This window comes from Amycolatopsis sp. FBCC-B4732, assembly GCF_023008405.1.
Classification (GTDB): domain Bacteria; phylum Actinomycetota; class Actinomycetes; order Mycobacteriales; family Pseudonocardiaceae; genus Amycolatopsis; species Amycolatopsis pretoriensis_A.
Window position 1 is genome coordinate 7,836,583 of the sequence record NZ_CP095376.1, and the last position, 14,319, is coordinate 7,850,901.

Here is a 14,319-nt window from a genome sequence, read left to right on the forward strand (position 1 = left end):
AACGCACTCAGGAGCCGCCATGGGAAGCCGCGAAGAGATCGTCGCCGCGGCCGCGAAGGTGATGCGCGAGCAGGGCTACGCCCGTGCGACGACCAAGGTCATCGCGCAGACCGCGGGCTACTCGGAGGCGATGCTCTACAAGCACTTCCGCGACAAGACCGACCTCTTCCTCAGCGTGCTGGGCGAGCAGCTGCCGGCACTGGGCGCGACGCTGGACGAGCTGACCGCGGACCCGGGACGGGCACCGCTGCGGGACAACCTGACCCGGATCGCCCGGCTCGGGCTGGCGTTCTACGTCGAGGGCTTCCCGATCGCGGTGTCGGTGTTCTCCTCGCGCGAGCTGCTGCGGTCACACCGCGAACGCCTGGGCGCGCACGGTCCGCACGTGCTGCTCCGCGGCGTGGCGGACTACCTGCGGGCCGAGGTGGCGCTGGGCCGGGTCCAGGAGGGCACCGACGTCGAGGCGGCCGCGTCCCTGCTGCTCGGCGCGTGTTTCCAGCAGGCGTTCCTGGCGACGTTCGAGGAGCGCGAGCCGGCCGACCTCGCCGGGCGGCTCGCGGACACGCTGCTCGCCGCGCTTTAGGAGCCGGGCCGGGCACCCGCATGCGCCCGAGGGTCGCGCGGTCTCGAGGAAGGCCGAGACCCTAGGCGTTCTTCTCCTCGCGCAGCTTGTGCCAGCGCTCGTACATGGCGTTGAGCTCGACCAGCATGAAGGACAGGAAGTCCCGCATCTCCGCGAGCCGCTTCCCCGCCGGGGAGTCCTCGCCGAGGGCGCCGATGCCGTTCTCGGCCGCGTCGCGCCACATGATGATCATGCGGTCGCGCTTGAGGAAGGTGGCGTACCAGAGGTCGTCGTAGAGGCGGTAGTGGTCGCGGCGCTCGCCGGGCTCGCGCTCCTTGGCGACCAGGCCGATCTGCTCGAGGTAGCGGACCGCGCCCGAGACCGCGGCCGGGCTGACCGAGAGCTGCGACGCCAGGTCGGCGGCGGTCAGGCGGGCGTCGTCGGTGGTCATCAGTGCGGCGAACACCCGGGCGGGCATGCGTTGCATGCCGATCTGCGAAAGCACCAGCCCGAGGCTCTCGACGTACCGGCGGACGGCGTCCTCATCTCGCTTGGTGTCAGGCGTCGTCATCGGCCCATCCTCCCGTACAGCCCCAGCAAGATCACTCCATCTAGACATTTTCTTAACTTCACAACTTTGTGAAACCAGTGTAGCTTCCGAAGCATGGAAAACGCCATCGCGATCTCCGGCCTCCACAAGTCGTTCGGCCGGACGAAGGCCCTCGACGGCCTCGATCTGCAGGTACCTACTGGGGAAGTACACGGTTTCCTCGGCCCGAACGGCGCCGGGAAGTCGACCACCGTCCGGGTGCTGCTCGGCCTGCTCCACGCGGACTCGGGGGACGTCCGGCTGCTCGGCGGCGACCCGTGGAAGGACGCCGCGAGCCTGCACCGCCGCCTGGCCTACGTGCCCGGCGACGTCAACCTCTGGCCCAACCTCTCCGGCGGCGAGGTGATCGACCTGCTCGGCCGCCTGCGCGGCGGGCTCGACGAGAAGCGGCGCGCCGACCTCGTCGAGCGGTTCGACCTCGACCCGAAGAAGAAGGGGCGGACGTACTCGAAGGGCAACCGGCAGAAGGTCGCCATCGTCGCCGCCCTCGCCTCACGGGTCGACCTGCTGATCCTCGACGAACCGACGTCCGGGCTCGACCCGCTGATGGAGGCGACGTTCCAGTACGCCATCCAGGAGGAGCGCGAGCAGGGCCGGACCGTGCTGCTCTCCAGCCACATCCTCGCCGAGGTCGAGGCGCTGTGCGACAAGGTCAGCATCATCCGCAACGGCCGGACGGTCGAGTCCGGCACGCTCGCCGAACTGCGCCACCTGACCAGGACGTCGATCACCGCCGAGCTGGCCGGCCCGCCGAACGGGCTCACGAAGCTGGCGAACATCCACGACCTCAAGGTCGAGGGCAACCGCGTCCGGTTCGACGTCGAGACGCGCTCGCTCGACGAAGCCCTGCGCCGGCTCACCGAGGTCGGCGTGCGCAGCCTGGTCAGCCAGCCGCCGACGCTCGAAGAGCTGTTCCTGCGGCACTACACCACCGAAGCGAGCGCGAAATGACCGCGACCCTTTCGCGCGCCGAAGCCGGCGTCGCCCCGGCCCACGAGCTCGCCGGCACCTGGCACCTCACCCGGCTCGCGCTGCGCCGCGACCGCGTGGTCCTGCCGATCTGGATCGTGCTGCTCAGCGTCGTCCCGGCCGGCACGGTCAACACGTTCACGCAGTTCTACCCGACGGTGGCCGACCGGCTCGCCCTCCAGGCCGGCGCCAACGCCAACCCGTCGTACGCGCTGCTCTACGGGCCGCCGTTCGACCTGACCACGGCCGGCGGGTTCATCGCCTGGCGCATGTGCGGGTTCCTGGCGCTGCTCACCGGGCTGATGGCGGTCTTCACCGTCACCCGGCACACCCGCGCCGAGGAGGACACCGGGCGCGCGGAGCTGCTCGCGTCCGCGGTCGTCGGCCGGTACGCGGCGCTGACGTCGGCGCTGCTGGTGGCCGGCGGGGCGAGCGTACTGATCGGGCTGGTCCAGGCGGTCAGCCTGATCGGCGCCGGGCTGCCCGCGGCCGGCTCGGTCGCCTTCGGCGCGTCGGAAGCGTTGGCGGGACTGGGGTTCACGGCCGTCGCGGCGGTCGCCGTCCAGCTCGCCGAGTACTCGCGCACGGCCAACGGGATCGGCACCGCCGTGGTCGGCGCCGCCTTCCTGCTGCGCGGCGCCGGGGACTCCACTGTGGACGCCCGCTGGCTGTCGTGGCTGTCGCCGATCGGCTGGGTACAGCAAGTCCGGGCGTTCGCCGTCGAACGCTGGTGGGTGCTCCTGCTGCCGGCGGCCTTCGCGCTCGTCGTCGGCGGGATCGGGTACTGGCTGCTCCCCCGCCGTGACGTCGGGGTCGGCATCCTGCCGCCGCGACCCGGTCCCGCGCGGGCGGCACCGGGCCTGCGCTCGCCGCTCGCGCTCGCCTGGCGGCTGCACCGCGGCCCGCTGCTCGGCTGGCTGATCGGGGTGGCCGTCGTCGGCGCGGTCTTCGGGTCGATCGCCAGCGGCATCGGCGACCTCGTCGGATCGAGCCCGCAGGCGCAGCAGATCTTCGAGCGGCTCGGCGGCAGCCACGCGCTGACGCAGGCGTTCCTCGCCGCGATGGCCGGGATGTTCGCCATGGTCGCCTCGCTCTACGGCGTCCAGGCGGCGCTGCGGATGCGCGGCGAGGAGACCGCGATCCGGCTCGAACCGGTGCTGGCCACCAGCGTCGGCAAGCTGCGCTGGGCAGCCGGTCACCTGGTGTTCGCCTTCTTCGGCACGGCGGCGCTGCTGCTGGTCGGCGGCCTCTTCATGGGCCTGGCCAACGGCTTGCGCACCGCCGACGTCGGCGGCTCGATCGGCGACACCCTCGCCGGGATGCTCGTCCAGCTGCCCGCGGCCTGGGTGGTGGTCGCGGTCGCGGTGGCGATCTTCGGCCTGCTGCCGGCGTACTCGGCCGCGGCGTGGGCGGTGGGCGCGCTGGCGTTGCTGCTCAGCCTGTTCGGCCCGGTGGTGAACCTGCCGCAGGCGGTGCTGGACGTCTCGCCGTTCCAGCACCCGCCGAAGCTCCCGGGCCAGGAGTTCGCCGCGACGCCGATCGTCTGGCTGCTGGTGGTCGCGGCCGTCGCGCTGGTCGCCGGCCTGATCGGCTGGCGGCGCCGGGACGTCGGTTAACGCGCCCGCAGTTCGCCGCCCGCGCCCACCAGGAGCTGGGCTTGCGGCCCCGCCTTCCCGCAGGCGGGGCCGTTCGGCTCGCTGAACGACGGCGTCACCTCGACGCCGTGCGGCTTGCCGTCGTCGAACCGGACGGTGACCCGCACCGGCTCGGCGGGCAGGCCCGGGACGTCGGCGAAGCCGTGGAGGCCGCCGGTCGGGACCGCCGACGCGCCGCACACCCCGCCCGAGCACGTCGTCGCCCCCGCCGCGGACTCGGGGAAGAGGCCGACCTGGCGCGTGACGCACCGGCCGCCCCAGCAGGCGTCGAGCGTCGCGCGGGTGATGCCCGCCGGCTGCGGGATCGACAGGCCGATGCCGACCGGAGTGCCGATCATCGTGCAGGGGACCGCCGGCTCCGCCCCGCACCCGGCCGCGGCGAGCAGGACCACGGCGATCCACGGAATCCTTCGCATGACGGCCAGACGGGATCGGCGGCCGGTCGGTTGCACCGTCAGTCGCGCCGGCCGCTGGTCAGCGGCAGCACCGGCGACGTCGAGCTCGGCGTGACCGAGGTCGGCGTCGAAGTCACGGTGACCTCGACGCGGCTCGTCGTGGTCGTCGGCGGCGGTGTGTCGACCGAGGTGACGATGGACGGGGGCACCGACGCGGTCACCGTGACGGGCACGGCGGGCACGGTGCTGGTCGGCGGCGGTGTCGTGACTTCGACCGGCCGGGGAGTCGCGCGTCCGGCGATGAGCAGCGCGGCGACGAGCAGTCCGGAAGCGAATCCCGCCAGTCCGGTGACCGCGGCGGAGCTCCAGGTAGGTCGGCCACTCATCCGGGCACCCCCTCGCCACGCGCAGCGCAGGTACGAGGACTAACTCGCGTCGATCTTACTTCGTGTTACCGGATGTGCCAGGTTGGAATGATGGGGGCACTGGGGAACCGCGACTTCCGACGGCTGTGGATCGCCGATCTCGCCAGCCAGTTCGGCAGCCGGATCGACGTGCTGGCGGTGCCGCTGCTGGCCGTCTCCGCCCTCGGCGCGTCGGTCTTCGAGGTCTCGCTGCTGCGCACCGCGGAGACGCTCCCCTACCTGGTGCTCGGCCTGCAGGTCGGCGCCTGGTGCGACCGGATCCGCCAGCGGCCGCTGCTGATCGCCGCCGACGTGGGGCGTGCGGCGCTGATCGCGACGATCCCGGTCGCCGCCCTGTTCGGTGTGCTCGGCCTGCCCCAGCTGCTGCTCGTGGTCCTCGGGGCCGGGCTGCTCGGCGTGTTCTTCGACATCGCGCACCAGACGTACGTCCCCCGGCTGGTGCCGCGCGAGCAGCTGCCGGAGGCGAACGCGCGGCTCCAGACGAACCTGTCGATGGCGGCGGTCGCCGGCCCCGGCCTGGCCGGGCTGATCGTCCAGGCGCTCGGCGCCGCGGCCGCGCTCGCCGCCGATGCCGTGAGCTACCTGTGGTCGGCGCTGTGGTTGCGCCGCATCGGAACGCCGGACGTGCGCCCGGCCCCTCGGCCGCGGCGGCTGCTGCGCGAGATCGGCGAAGGACTGCGCGTGGTGCGCGGCAACCGCGTCCTGCTGGCGATCAGCGCGCACGGCGCGGTGTCGAGCCTCTTCCAGTCGGCACACCTGGCGATCGTGATCGTCTTCCTGTCCCGCGACGTCGGGCTCTCCGCGTGGGCGATCGGGCTGCTCGGCACGGCGTCGCTGACCGGCGCGCTGACCGCCGGGCTCACCGCGCGGCGGCTCGGCGCGAGGATCGGCCAGGCGCGGGCCCTCTGGGGTGCCGGCGTGCTGTTCGGCCTGGCCTACCAGCTCTACCCGCTCACCGGGCCCGGCTGGGGGCTCACCTGCTACGTCGCCGCCGGGTTCTTCGCGAGCTACGGCGTCATCGTGCTGAACGTGTTCGGGATGAGCTTCCAGCAGGCGGTCGCGCCGCCGGAGCTGCTGGGCCGGGTCAACTCGATCACCCACACGCTGGTCCTCGGGATGGTCCCGCTGGGCAGCCTGCTGGGCGGCGCCCTCGCGACCGCGTTCGGCACGCGGCCGACGATGCGGATCGCGGCCGCCGGCGTGCTCGCGGCGGCGGCGATCCTGGTCTGCTCGCCGCTGCGGAAACTGCGTGACCTGACCGACGCCCCGGCGGGCCGCCCCTAGGCCCGCAGCCCGTCGACGACGACGCGGACGAGGTGCGCGCTGCCCGGCGCGTACCGCTCGACGGCGAGGCAGCCGACGATGAGCGCGCGCAGGTCGTCCCCGTCGATGTCCCGCCGGACGGCGCCGGCCTGCTGCGCCCGTTCGAGCAGCCGCGCGAAGCCCGCGCGGAAGTCTTCGCCCGCACCGGCTTTGAAGGCGTGCCCGCCGGACTCGGCGAGCGCGTCGCAGATGGCCCGGTTGAGGGACGCCTGGCCGATGACGCGGACGAAGTAGTCGAAGAAGACCTCACCGGGCTCGTCCGCGTCGGCGAGCGCGCGGGCTTCTTCGGCGAACTGCTGGATGCGCTCGAGCACGACGGCCTGGAAGAGCGCTTCCTTGCTGGGGAAGTGCCGGTAGACGGTGCCGGCCCCGACCCCGGCCAGCCGCGCGATGTCGTCGAGCGGCACGGCCAGCCCATCGACGGCGAACGCCTCCTCGGCGGCGGCCAGGACCTTGGCCCGGTTGCGCCGCGCGTCCGCGCGCATCTTCTCCATCAAGCTCTCCTCGTTGACAACCGGAGCGGCTGCTCCGTATCGTCGTAAGCGGGTGCACCGTTCCGATTCAACGCCCAGTCTTCCAGGAGAATTCCGATGACTCGTACCGTGCCCGGCGCGCGTGACGTCTTCGACCGCTTCCTCGCCGCCTCGGTCGAGAACCGGTGGGACGACCTCGCCGATCTCTACGCCGAAGACGTCATCCTCGAAATGCCCTTCACCCTCCCCGGCGTGCCCCGCGTGACCCAGGGCCGCGAGGAACTCCGGCGTCGCTTCCACGCGGCCGCCGGTGCCCGGCGGATCACCAAGGCGGACAACGTGGTCGTCCACGAAACGGCGAACCCGGCCGTGCTCGTCGCCGAATTCGAGCTGCACCAGGAAATGCGCGGCGAAGCCTTCACCGTCTCGTACGTCATGGTCGTCACCGTCGAGGGCGGGCTGATCAAGCACACCCGCGACTACACCGACACCGCCGCGGCGGCGGAACGGATCAAGGCGTGGTCGCCTGCTGGGAAGTCGGCGGGATGAACAGGCGCTCGAACGTGCTGACCGACCAGTCCCACACCCCCGGCACCAGCAGCACGCCGAGCACCACGAACACCGGGAAGATCAGCCGCTTCTCGACCTTCTTGCCGGTCTTGAACCGGAGCGCCTTCGGGGGACCCAGCTCGTACCAGGTCTCGCCGGCGATCGGGATCGGGAAGAGGAACGGGCACCCGGACTCGGTGAGCGCGTCGCCCAGGCAATGGGTCAGGCACCCGGCCGCGACCGCGATGCCGAGCCAGCCCGAGATCGACGCCAGCTCGCCCGCGCGATCCGGTGGGGCGGTGAAGAACCACCACGCCACCGCGGATCCGCTCACCGGGAGCAGCCAGTCGCCCAGTGCGCCTTCGGCCAGCATCAGCCCGAAGATCACCACGCCGACGACCGCCCAGGGGCCGCCGGTGGTGGTGCCCCACGAAGTCAGCGCGCCGAGGCCGGCGGCGAAGAGGACCGTGTGCGAAAGGTGGCGGTGCTGGCCGGTGACTTTCTCGTCGCGCGGGCCCTTCGTCAGCGCGTAGAACGCCGCCGAAACACGCCTCAGCAGCCACGAAAGGGCGCCGGTCAACCAGCCGAGGAGGCGCGAAGCGCTCGCCCCGGGGTGGTCGAGGTCGGGCAGCAGGGCGAAACCCGCCGTGGTAGCCGCGAAGACCACCGCCTGGTGCACCGACCCCGCCCCGACCGCGGGCGCCAGGGCCAAGCCCGCGCACCAGCCGGTCAGGGCATGCGTCCGCCCCATCATCGTGCCGCCCCCAAGGTCCACGCACAAAAATCAGTCCGCGGAACCGTAGCGGGCGGTCAGGCTTGGGGGTCCTCCGACACGCTCAGGTGTTCGGCCACGCCGGTGAGCTCGATCACGCGGCTCACCGCAGGGCTCGGGACGACCTCGAGCTCGACATCCTGCTCGCCGGCCTGGCGTTGTGCGCGGAGCACCACGTTCAGCGCGGAGGAATCGAAGAAGGTCACCCCGGTCAGATCGGCCACGACCCGCTGCGCGCGCTTGTCCGCGATCAGCCCCGCCAGGGCCTCCTGCAGCTGCGGGCTGGTGAGCAGATCGAGCTCGCCGGTGACCACCACCCGGGGCTCCGTCGCGTCGGTGTCCAGCGTGATGCCGAACCCGGGCGGGGTGGCGTTCTGGTCGGCTGCGGGCATGCAGTTTCTCCTCGTCAGGCGCTGCTCCTGCGCCGGGTACGCGCCTGCTGTCTCAAGCGGCAACCGTGTCACCGTGCCTTCCACAGCCCGGGGCATAACCCCGCGCCGGGCACGGTCAAGGCAACTCCGGGGCCAACCCTAACCCAGGGAGCGACCGAGCCCGCCACGGCCGCCGCCCTTTCGCATGAGGTGTTCACGTGCGTTCGAATCCTGCCTGGTCAGTGGGCGCCGACGGCCTTCCGGGCCGCTCGCCGCTGGCGGAGGAACAGCTGCCGCCGTTCGATCTCGCCGAGGCCGCCCCAGATGCCGTACGGCTCCTGCACGGTCATCGCGTGCTGGCGGCACTGCGCCAGGACCGGGCAGGTCTGGCAGATGGCCTTGGCGCGCGACTCGCGCCGCTCGCGCGCGGAACCGCGCTCGTTGTCGGTGTGGAAGAACAGACTGCTGTCGGCACCGCGGCACGAGCCGTTCAGCTGCCATTCCCACTCTTCAGCAACCACGTTGGGCAGCCGGCTCACGTCAGCCACGTCGTCCCCGCCTTTCCCAGGATCAGCATGTCGACGGCTACATGCCCGCCGGTGGAGCGGATCAAACGCGGGTTTGGTTTGCTCACCCCACGGGCATCTCGCTGACCGGGCGTGAGAGGACACCGCCGACCCCCCGCAGCGCGAGCCGGAGAAAGGAACAAACGTGGAGGACAACGCCCCGCTCGTGCCGGAAGGCGCGCAGGTCATCGAGGTGCGGACGGCCGCGATCCCGCACGTCGTGCCCACGCTGCGAACCATCGTGGCCGACATCGCGATGCGCCAGGACTTCGACCTCGACGCCGTCGAGGACCTCCGGATGGCGGTGGACGAAGCCTGCTCGCTGCTGCTCCCCGCCAGCTCGGACGGCAAGCTCACGTGCGTCTTCTCGTGGAACGGGCCGCGCATCGAGGTTTCCGTCTCGGTCTTTTCGGACAGCCCGGACCACGAGGACGACACCGGGCTTTCCTGGCAGCTGCTGACCGCGCTCGCGACGACGGCCGAGCGCACCATCACGCCGAAGGACGGCCGCTACCTGTCCCGGGTCGACCTGGTCCGGGAAAGCCAGGTGGCGGACTCGTGAGCGGTCCCGCCCAGGGCAGCGGGGACGGACCGGACGTCGGCGCGCTGTTCGCGCAGCTCGCCGCGCTGCCGCCCGACTCGCCGGAACGTGACCGCGTCCGCGACACTCTCGTGCGCGCGCACCTGGAACTGGCGCGCAACCTGGCCCGGAAGTTCCGCAACCGCGACGAGGCGATGGAGGACCTGGTCCAGATCGCCACGGTCGGGCTCATCCACGCCGTCGACCGGTTCGACCCCGACCAGGGAACGGACTTCCTGGCGTTCGCGGTGCCGACCATCTCCGGCGAGCTGCGGCACCACTTCCGGGACAACAGCTGGTCGGTGCGGGTGCCGCGGCGGCTCAAGGAGCTGAACGCGAACATCTCGGCCGCCCGCGAAGAGCTCACCGTGCAGCTCTCCCGCGCGCCCAAGCCGAGTGAGATCGCCGGCCGCCTCGGCGTGCCCATCGAAGACGTCTACGAAGGCCTTCGAGCCGGTCAGGGCCGCTACGGCGCTTCGCTGGACCACCTGCTGGAGAACGCGGCGCACACCCGGTTCGGGGCGCCGGACGCCGAGCTGGGCCAGGCCGAGCTGCGGGAGGCGCTGCGCCCGATGCTGGAGAGCCTGCCGGAGCGGGAGCGCAAGATCGTCGCGCTGCGGTTCGGCTCCGGGATGAGCCAGTCGGACATCGCCCGCCGTGTCGGGGTGTCCCAGATGCAGGTGTCGCGGTTGCTGGCTGCGACGCTCAAGAAACTGCGTTCGGGCCTGGACGAATCCGAGCTGGCCGAAGGCACCTGATTAGCCGCTCACCCGCTTGGGTACTTTGCGGGCGGTACCGAACTCACTGGGAGGGGGACCGGATGACGACGTCGAAGACGCCGCAGCACACCTTTGCTGCCGCGGCCCCCCTGAGGGTCTTCCTCCCGGCCGATGTCACCGCTCCGGCGCTGGCCCGGCACGAGATCCGGACGGCGCTGCTCGCGCGGGGCGTGTGCGAGCGCCGGCTGGACGACGTCCTGCTGGCCGCGTCGGAGCTGGTCACGAACGCCTTCGAGCACGGCGAGCGGCCGCAGCGGATGGAGCTGGAGTACTCCGGCGGGCACCTGACGCTGCGCGTCTACGACACCGGCCCGCTGCTGCCCGAGCTGCGGGCGCCGTCCCCGGCCGAGGCGCGCAGCCGCGGGCTGGTGCTGGTCCAGGCGCTGTCGGTGGACTGGGGCTTCGAGCGCTGCCCCGGCGGCAAGTACGTCTGGGCGGTCTTCCGGGTCGCGGACGCCTGATCAGCGCAGGTCGCGCGCGGCTTCGGTCTCCCCGATCCGCTCCCGGAACGGCTTCCGGTCGAGGGCTTCGACGATCGCGTCCAGCAGCGCGCGCAGCGAGTACGGCAGTTCGGCCTCCAGCGCTTCCGACGCCTCCGTCGTCGCCGCCCACTCCGCTTCGATCAGCGGCAGCAGGTCACGCGCCTTCGCGGTGAGCGACACGATCCGCTGCCGGGCGTCGGCGCCCGGTTCGAGCGCGACGAGGCCGTCCCGGTTCATCTGCGCGACGGTCTGGCTGGCCGCCGAGTGCGTCACGCGCATCTCCGCGGCGAGGTCGCGGATGGCCAGCGGGCCGCGCGCCAGCAGCGCCCGCACCACCGGGGAGTAGCGCGGCCGGTAGCCGTCGAGGCCGATGTCGGCGAGGAACCGCGCGACGTCGCCGTCGAGCACCTCGAGGACGTGCCGCAGCCGGGTCCCCAGCCCGTCCGGACCCGATGTCATGGCCATGACCGGCGATCATAGGCGGCGGCCGTGTGCTTGGATCGCGGCATGGAGAACCGGAAGATCGCCCGGCTGGGCCGTGAGGTGTCCGTCGTGGGGCTCGGCTGCTGGCAGCTCGGCGCCGACTGGGGCGAGGTCGACGAGAACGACGCGCTGGCCGTGCTGCACGCCGCCGCGGACGCCGGGGTCACGTTCTTCGACACCGCCGACGTCTACGGCGACGGCCGCAGCGAGCGGCTGGTCGGCCGGTTCCTCGCCGAGCGCGGGGACGTCTTCGTGGCGACCAAGATGGGCCGCCGGGTCGAGCAGGTGCCGGAGAACTACGCCGCCGCGAACTTCCGCGAGTGGAACGACCGGTCGCGCCGCAACCTCGGCGTCGACACGCTCGATCTGGTGCAGCTGCACTGCCCGCCGACGCCGGTGTACTCCTCCGGCGCGGTGTACGACGCCCTCGACGAGATGGTCGCCGAAGGCCGGATCAAGGCGTACGGCGTGAGCGTCGAGACGTGCGAAGAGGCGCTGACGGCGTTGGCGCGCCCGAACGTGGCGTCGGTGCAGATCATCCTGAACTGCCTGCGGCTCAAGCCGCTGGAGCGCGTGCTGCCGGCGGCGGCCGAGGCGGGCGCGGGGATCATCGCGCGGGTGCCGCTGGCGTCGGGCCTGCTGTCGGGGCGGTACACGGCGTCGACGACGTTCGCCGAGAACGACCACCGGAACTTCAACCGCCACGGCGAGGCGTTCGACGTCGGCGAGACGTTCTCCGGCGTGCCGTACGAGGCCGGGCTGGCGGCCGTCGAGCGGCTGCGCGGGCTCGTGCCCGAGGGTCAGGCGCTGGCGCAGTTCGCGCTGCGCTGGATCATCGACCAGCCGGGCGTGAGCACGGTGATCCCGGGCGCGCGCAACGCGGCGCAGGCCACGGCGAACACCGCGGCGGCGGCCCTGCCCGCGTTGTCCGCCGAGGCGCTGGCGGGCGTCCGCGAAACGTACGACGAGCTGATCCGGCCGCTGGTGCACGATCGCTGGTGAGCCCGGCATGATGGGCCGATGATGACGCCCGAAGAGCTCCTGACGACCACCAGGACCGTGCGCAAGCGGCTGGACCTGGATCGCCCCGTGCCGCTCGACCTGGTGAAGCACTGCGTGCAGGTGGCGCTGCAGGCGCCGAGCGGCTCGAACACGCAGCGGTGGCAGTGGCTGGTGGTCACCGACGAGGACCAGCGGGCGGCGCTCGGCCGGATCTACCGCAAGGCGTGCCTGGAGTACCTCGACTCCGACCGGGCGGCGGGCAAGCTGTTCGCGGACGACCCCGCGCGCGCCGCGGTGCAGCAGCGCGTCGGCGACAGCGTGGCGTACCTGGCCGACCGGATGGGCGACGTCCCGGTGCTGGTGATCCCGTGCCTGGAGACACCGTCGGCCGAGCTGCCGGCCGGCAACCAGGCGGGCCTGTGGGCGTCGCTGCTGCCTGCGGTGTGGAGCTTCATGCTCGCGGCCCGTTCGGTGACGCTGGGCACGGCGTGGACGACGCTGCACCTGAAGTACGAGCAGGAGGCGGCGAAGGTGCTGGAGCTGCCGGACAACGTCCACCAGGCGGCGTTGATCCCGACGGCGTTCTACACGGGCGAGACGTTCAAGCCGGCCGCGCGGCAGCCGTTGGAAGAGGTACTGCACCTCGACCGCTGGTGAGCTTGACCTCCACCCCGGGGACGGCCGCACGGTGAGTGGTGACCCGGGGCGGCTGCCCGGGGTGAGCCGCCCCGGATCCGGACGCTCCTCGAGCTGCCTTCCGACGAGGCCGCCGAGCACCTCACCGCCGGCCGGATCGGCGAGTTCGCGACACCGCTGTTCGCATTGTTCGGCGGCCCGTCGATCCCCCGCCCGGAAGGCGCCGCCGGCCGGCTGTTCCTGCGCTACCACTGCGAACCCGACGTCGACGGCGATCCGGCTGCGGTGAGCACCCGCGAAGGCCTCCTTGCCGGGGCGGAGGGGGGACGTCGGCAAGGAGGCCTTCACGGCCTTTCGGCGGGCGGGAGGCTCAGCCGGTGTAGGCCTTGAAGATGTTCGTGAACTCGTACAGCGACTGGGAAATCCCCGAGCAGGTCGCCACCGCGCCGCCGCCGGGGCAGCCGCCGTTGTCGCGGCCCGCCGACCAGAAGCCGATGCTCGCCACGTGGTTGACCTGCGCGTAGGACAGCAGCCGGCGGGCCGCCGTCTGGTCGGTGATCGAGCCCGTGTCGTTGCGGCCGATCATCGGGGTCAGGCCGAGCAGGCCCTTGAGCTCCGCGTCGGACTTGGCCGGCCAGATCGTCTTCAGCTGCCCCAAGGTCGCGTTGGCCGCCGAGATCAGCGCGTCGCCCCACGAGCCGCTGTAGCCGAAGTCCATCAGCATCGGGTTGACCACGACGTTCAGCCCGCGCGACGCCGCGTCCTGCAGGATCTGCACCGAGAACGGGTCCATCCCGTAGTCCTGGCCCTGGATCCGCATGGTGTAGCTGATGTGCGTACCGCGCTGCTGCTGCAGCCGCAGCAACGCCTGGTTCACCGTCGCCGTCGGGATGGACGCCTCCACGTCGACGTCGAGGCTGTTGCTGCCCACCGCGTCCAGCGTCTTCACGTACGCGTTGTAGAGCGCGTCCACCGAGCCGCAGACGTTCTCCAGGTACGGCCCGAGCGCGCCGCCCGAAGCCACCGTGACGCCGCCGCCCAGGCCGCGCAACGCGGTGACGTCGTTGATGATCCGCGCATCCAGCAGCGGGACCGTGCCGCCCCACTGCGGGTCGCAGCCGAGGCTGCTGCCGAGCGCGAAGGCGAGCGTGAAGTTCTTTTGGCCGGTCGCGTTCGCCACCGAGACCAGCGACGGCGTCGCCATCGTGATGTCGATGTACGGCGACACGCGCGCGCTGCCCCCGGTCGGCGGGGGCGTGGTGGTGGTCGGCGGGGTCGTCGTCGGCGGAGTGGTGGGAATCGTCGTCCCGGCGCACGGCTGGCCGTTCAGCTTGCAGTTGGCGGGCAGACCGCCCCCGCTGACCAGGAAGCCGAAGCTCGTCGACGCCCCGGCCGCGACGCTGCCGTTGTACTCGCGGTTGGCGAACGAGTGGTGCGCACCGGAAGGGGTGTCGAGCGCGTCCCAATAGGAGCCGAGCGTCGACCCCGCCGGCAGGTCGAACTCCAGCTTCCAGCTCGTCAGCGCCGACGTGCCCGCGCTGATCGTGTACTTGGCCTGGTAGCCGGAGCCCCAGTTCGAGTCGGTCGAGAACACCGCAGACGGTGCGGTGGCGGCCGTCGCCGGCGAGACGACGAGCACCGTCGCCGCCGAGAGGATCGTCGCGGCGAGCGCGAGCTTGGCTTTCAT

General features: G+C 72.0%; 19 protein-coding genes. 10 read left to right on the top strand and 9 right to left on the bottom strand.

Annotation, left to right across the window (positions count from 1 at the left end; all coding sequences use genetic code 11):
• Positions 1 to 19 precede the first annotated feature (19 nt).
• Entirely contained in the window at positions 20 to 583 is a 564-nt protein-coding gene (locus MUY14_RS35015) for a TetR/AcrR family transcriptional regulator (protein ID WP_247015676.1), read from the top strand.
• Between the two features lie 61 nt (positions 584 to 644).
• Here MUY14_RS35015 and MUY14_RS35020 read toward each other — a convergent pair whose 3' ends face one another.
• Entirely contained in the window at positions 645 to 1,133 is a 489-nt protein-coding gene (locus MUY14_RS35020; protein ID WP_247015678.1) for a GbsR/MarR family transcriptional regulator, read from the bottom strand.
• Positions 1,134 to 1,226: 93 nt separating this feature from the next.
• Here MUY14_RS35020 and MUY14_RS35025 point away from each other — a divergent pair, with 93 nt between their 5' ends.
• Together MUY14_RS35025 and MUY14_RS35030 are read left to right on the top strand one after the other, a co-directional pair.
• Entirely contained in the window at positions 1,227 to 2,123 is an 897-nt protein-coding gene (locus MUY14_RS35025; RefSeq protein ID WP_247015680.1) for an ABC transporter ATP-binding protein, read from the top strand.
• On the top strand, positions 2,120 to 3,757 hold the full coding sequence (locus MUY14_RS35030) for an ABC transporter permease (RefSeq protein WP_247015682.1): 1,638 nt from the start codon (positions 2,120 to 2,122) through the stop codon (positions 3,755 to 3,757). The genes MUY14_RS35025 and MUY14_RS35030 overlap by 4 nt, the downstream gene beginning before the upstream one ends.
• Here the strand turns inward: MUY14_RS35030 and MUY14_RS35035 are convergent.
• Together MUY14_RS35035 and MUY14_RS35040 are read right to left on the bottom strand one after the other, a co-directional pair.
• Complete coding sequence (locus tag MUY14_RS35035) at positions 3,754 to 4,212, bottom strand: hypothetical protein (RefSeq protein WP_247015684.1); 459 nt, start codon at positions 4,210 to 4,212, stop codon at positions 3,754 to 3,756. The two genes, MUY14_RS35030 and MUY14_RS35035, sit on opposite strands and share 4 nt — an antisense overlap.
• 38 nt (positions 4,213 to 4,250) lie before the next feature.
• Positions 4,251 to 4,577 (bottom strand): hypothetical protein, encoded by a 327-nt coding sequence (locus MUY14_RS35040; RefSeq protein WP_247015686.1) that lies wholly within the window; start codon positions 4,575 to 4,577, stop codon positions 4,251 to 4,253.
• Between the two features lie 72 nt (positions 4,578 to 4,649).
• On the opposite strand from MUY14_RS35040, the gene MUY14_RS35045 reads away from it, so the two are divergent.
• Entirely contained in the window at positions 4,650 to 5,900 is a 1,251-nt protein-coding gene (locus tag MUY14_RS35045) for an MFS transporter (protein ID WP_247015688.1), read from the top strand.
• Here the strand turns inward: MUY14_RS35045 and MUY14_RS35050 are convergent.
• On the bottom strand, positions 5,897 to 6,433 hold the full coding sequence (locus tag MUY14_RS35050; RefSeq protein ID WP_247015690.1) for a TetR/AcrR family transcriptional regulator: 537 nt from the start codon (positions 6,431 to 6,433) through the stop codon (positions 5,897 to 5,899). The genes MUY14_RS35045 and MUY14_RS35050 overlap by 4 nt on opposite strands.
• 96 nt (positions 6,434 to 6,529) lie before the next feature.
• Here MUY14_RS35050 and MUY14_RS35055 point away from each other — a divergent pair, with 96 nt between their 5' ends.
• Positions 6,530 to 6,961 carry a nuclear transport factor 2 family protein gene (locus MUY14_RS35055; RefSeq protein ID WP_247015692.1) on the top strand — a complete coding sequence of 144 codons (432 nt, stop codon included), beginning with the start codon at positions 6,530 to 6,532 and terminating at the stop codon, positions 6,959 to 6,961.
• On the opposite strand, the gene MUY14_RS35060 is transcribed toward MUY14_RS35055, so the two are convergent.
• The 3 genes from MUY14_RS35060 to MUY14_RS35070 form a co-directional block, all read right to left on the bottom strand.
• Entirely contained in the window at positions 6,924 to 7,712 is a 789-nt protein-coding gene (locus MUY14_RS35060) for a metal-dependent hydrolase (RefSeq protein WP_247025396.1), read from the bottom strand. The genes MUY14_RS35055 and MUY14_RS35060 overlap by 38 nt on opposite strands.
• Before the next feature lie 59 nt (positions 7,713 to 7,771).
• Positions 7,772 to 8,125 carry an STAS domain-containing protein gene (locus MUY14_RS35065; protein WP_086862300.1) on the bottom strand — a complete coding sequence of 118 codons (354 nt, stop codon included), beginning with the start codon at positions 8,123 to 8,125 and terminating at the stop codon, positions 7,772 to 7,774.
• Positions 8,126 to 8,343: 218 nt separating this feature from the next.
• Entirely contained in the window at positions 8,344 to 8,652 is a 309-nt protein-coding gene (locus tag MUY14_RS35070) for a WhiB family transcriptional regulator (RefSeq protein ID WP_247015694.1), read from the bottom strand.
• 163 nt (positions 8,653 to 8,815) lie between these two features.
• Between MUY14_RS35070 and MUY14_RS35075 the strand changes: the two genes are divergently transcribed.
• The 3 genes from MUY14_RS35075 (at position 8,816) to MUY14_RS35085 (ending at position 10,490) form a co-directional block, all read left to right on the top strand.
• Positions 8,816 to 9,232 carry an anti-sigma factor gene (locus tag MUY14_RS35075; protein ID WP_247015696.1) on the top strand — a complete coding sequence of 139 codons (417 nt, stop codon included), beginning with the start codon at positions 8,816 to 8,818 and terminating at the stop codon, positions 9,230 to 9,232.
• A complete protein-coding gene (locus MUY14_RS35080) occupies positions 9,229 to 10,008 on the top strand; it encodes a SigB/SigF/SigG family RNA polymerase sigma factor (protein WP_247015698.1) in 780 nt (259 codons plus the stop codon). The genes MUY14_RS35075 and MUY14_RS35080 overlap by 4 nt, the downstream gene beginning before the upstream one ends.
• A gap of 62 nt (positions 10,009 to 10,070) precedes the next feature.
• Positions 10,071 to 10,490 carry an ATP-binding protein gene (locus tag MUY14_RS35085; protein ID WP_247015700.1) on the top strand — a complete coding sequence of 140 codons (420 nt, stop codon included), beginning with the start codon at positions 10,071 to 10,073 and terminating at the stop codon, positions 10,488 to 10,490.
• Here the strand turns inward: MUY14_RS35085 and MUY14_RS35090 are convergent, their stop codons facing one another.
• Positions 10,491 to 10,970: a MarR family winged helix-turn-helix transcriptional regulator gene (locus MUY14_RS35090; RefSeq protein ID WP_396126876.1), complete on the bottom strand. Its 480-nt coding sequence runs from the start codon at positions 10,968 to 10,970 to the stop codon at positions 10,491 to 10,493.
• A 48-nt stretch (positions 10,971 to 11,018) separates the two neighbouring features.
• Here MUY14_RS35090 and MUY14_RS35095 point away from each other — a divergent pair, with 48 nt between their 5' ends.
• Positions 11,019 to 11,996 carry an aldo/keto reductase gene (locus MUY14_RS35095; RefSeq protein WP_247015704.1) on the top strand — a complete coding sequence of 326 codons (978 nt, stop codon included), beginning with the start codon at positions 11,019 to 11,021 and terminating at the stop codon, positions 11,994 to 11,996.
• 18 nt (positions 11,997 to 12,014) lie between these two features.
• Positions 12,015 to 12,653 carry a nitroreductase family protein gene (locus MUY14_RS35100; protein WP_247015706.1) on the top strand — a complete coding sequence of 213 codons (639 nt, stop codon included), beginning with the start codon at positions 12,015 to 12,017 and terminating at the stop codon, positions 12,651 to 12,653.
• A gap of 349 nt (positions 12,654 to 13,002) precedes the next feature.
• Here the strand turns inward: MUY14_RS35100 and MUY14_RS35105 are convergent, their stop codons facing one another.
• Positions 13,003 to 14,319 carry a cellulose binding domain-containing protein gene (locus MUY14_RS35105; RefSeq protein ID WP_247015708.1) on the bottom strand — a complete coding sequence of 439 codons (1,317 nt, stop codon included), beginning with the start codon at positions 14,317 to 14,319 and terminating at the stop codon, positions 13,003 to 13,005.

Excerpts from the sequence above, each read along its gene's own strand:
- MUY14_RS35015 (WP_247015676.1), top strand. The coding sequence starts at position 20 with ATGGGAAGCCGCGAAGAGATCGTCGCCGCGGCCGCGAAGGTGATGCGC.
- MUY14_RS35020 (WP_247015678.1), bottom strand. The coding sequence starts at position 1,133 with ATGACGACGCCTGACACCAAGCGAGATGAGGACGCCGTCCGCCGGTAC.
- MUY14_RS35025 (WP_247015680.1), top strand. The coding sequence starts at position 1,227 with ATGGAAAACGCCATCGCGATCTCCGGCCTCCACAAGTCGTTCGGCCGG.
- MUY14_RS35030 (WP_247015682.1), top strand. The coding sequence starts at position 2,120 with ATGACCGCGACCCTTTCGCGCGCCGAAGCCGGCGTCGCCCCGGCCCAC.
- MUY14_RS35035 (WP_247015684.1), bottom strand. The coding sequence starts at position 4,212 with ATGCGAAGGATTCCGTGGATCGCCGTGGTCCTGCTCGCCGCGGCCGGG.
- MUY14_RS35040 (WP_247015686.1), bottom strand. The coding sequence starts at position 4,577 with ATGAGTGGCCGACCTACCTGGAGCTCCGCCGCGGTCACCGGACTGGCG.
- MUY14_RS35045 (WP_247015688.1), top strand. The coding sequence starts at position 4,650 with ATGTGCCAGGTTGGAATGATGGGGGCACTGGGGAACCGCGACTTCCGA.
- MUY14_RS35050 (WP_247015690.1), bottom strand. The coding sequence starts at position 6,433 with ATGGAGAAGATGCGCGCGGACGCGCGGCGCAACCGGGCCAAGGTCCTG.
- MUY14_RS35055 (WP_247015692.1), top strand. The coding sequence starts at position 6,530 with ATGACTCGTACCGTGCCCGGCGCGCGTGACGTCTTCGACCGCTTCCTC.
- MUY14_RS35060 (WP_247025396.1), bottom strand. The coding sequence starts at position 7,712 with ATGGGGCGGACGCATGCCCTGACCGGCTGGTGCGCGGGCTTGGCCCTG.
- MUY14_RS35065 (WP_086862300.1), bottom strand. The coding sequence starts at position 8,125 with ATGCCCGCAGCCGACCAGAACGCCACCCCGCCCGGGTTCGGCATCACG.
- MUY14_RS35085 (WP_247015700.1), top strand. The coding sequence starts at position 10,071 with ATGACGACGTCGAAGACGCCGCAGCACACCTTTGCTGCCGCGGCCCCC.
- MUY14_RS35090 (WP_396126876.1), bottom strand. The coding sequence starts at position 10,970 with ATGACATCGGGTCCGGACGGGCTGGGGACCCGGCTGCGGCACGTCCTC.
- MUY14_RS35095 (WP_247015704.1), top strand. The coding sequence starts at position 11,019 with ATGGAGAACCGGAAGATCGCCCGGCTGGGCCGTGAGGTGTCCGTCGTG.
- MUY14_RS35100 (WP_247015706.1), top strand. The coding sequence starts at position 12,015 with ATGATGACGCCCGAAGAGCTCCTGACGACCACCAGGACCGTGCGCAAG.
- MUY14_RS35105 (WP_247015708.1), bottom strand. The coding sequence starts at position 14,319 with ATGAAAGCCAAGCTCGCGCTCGCCGCGACGATCCTCTCGGCGGCGACG.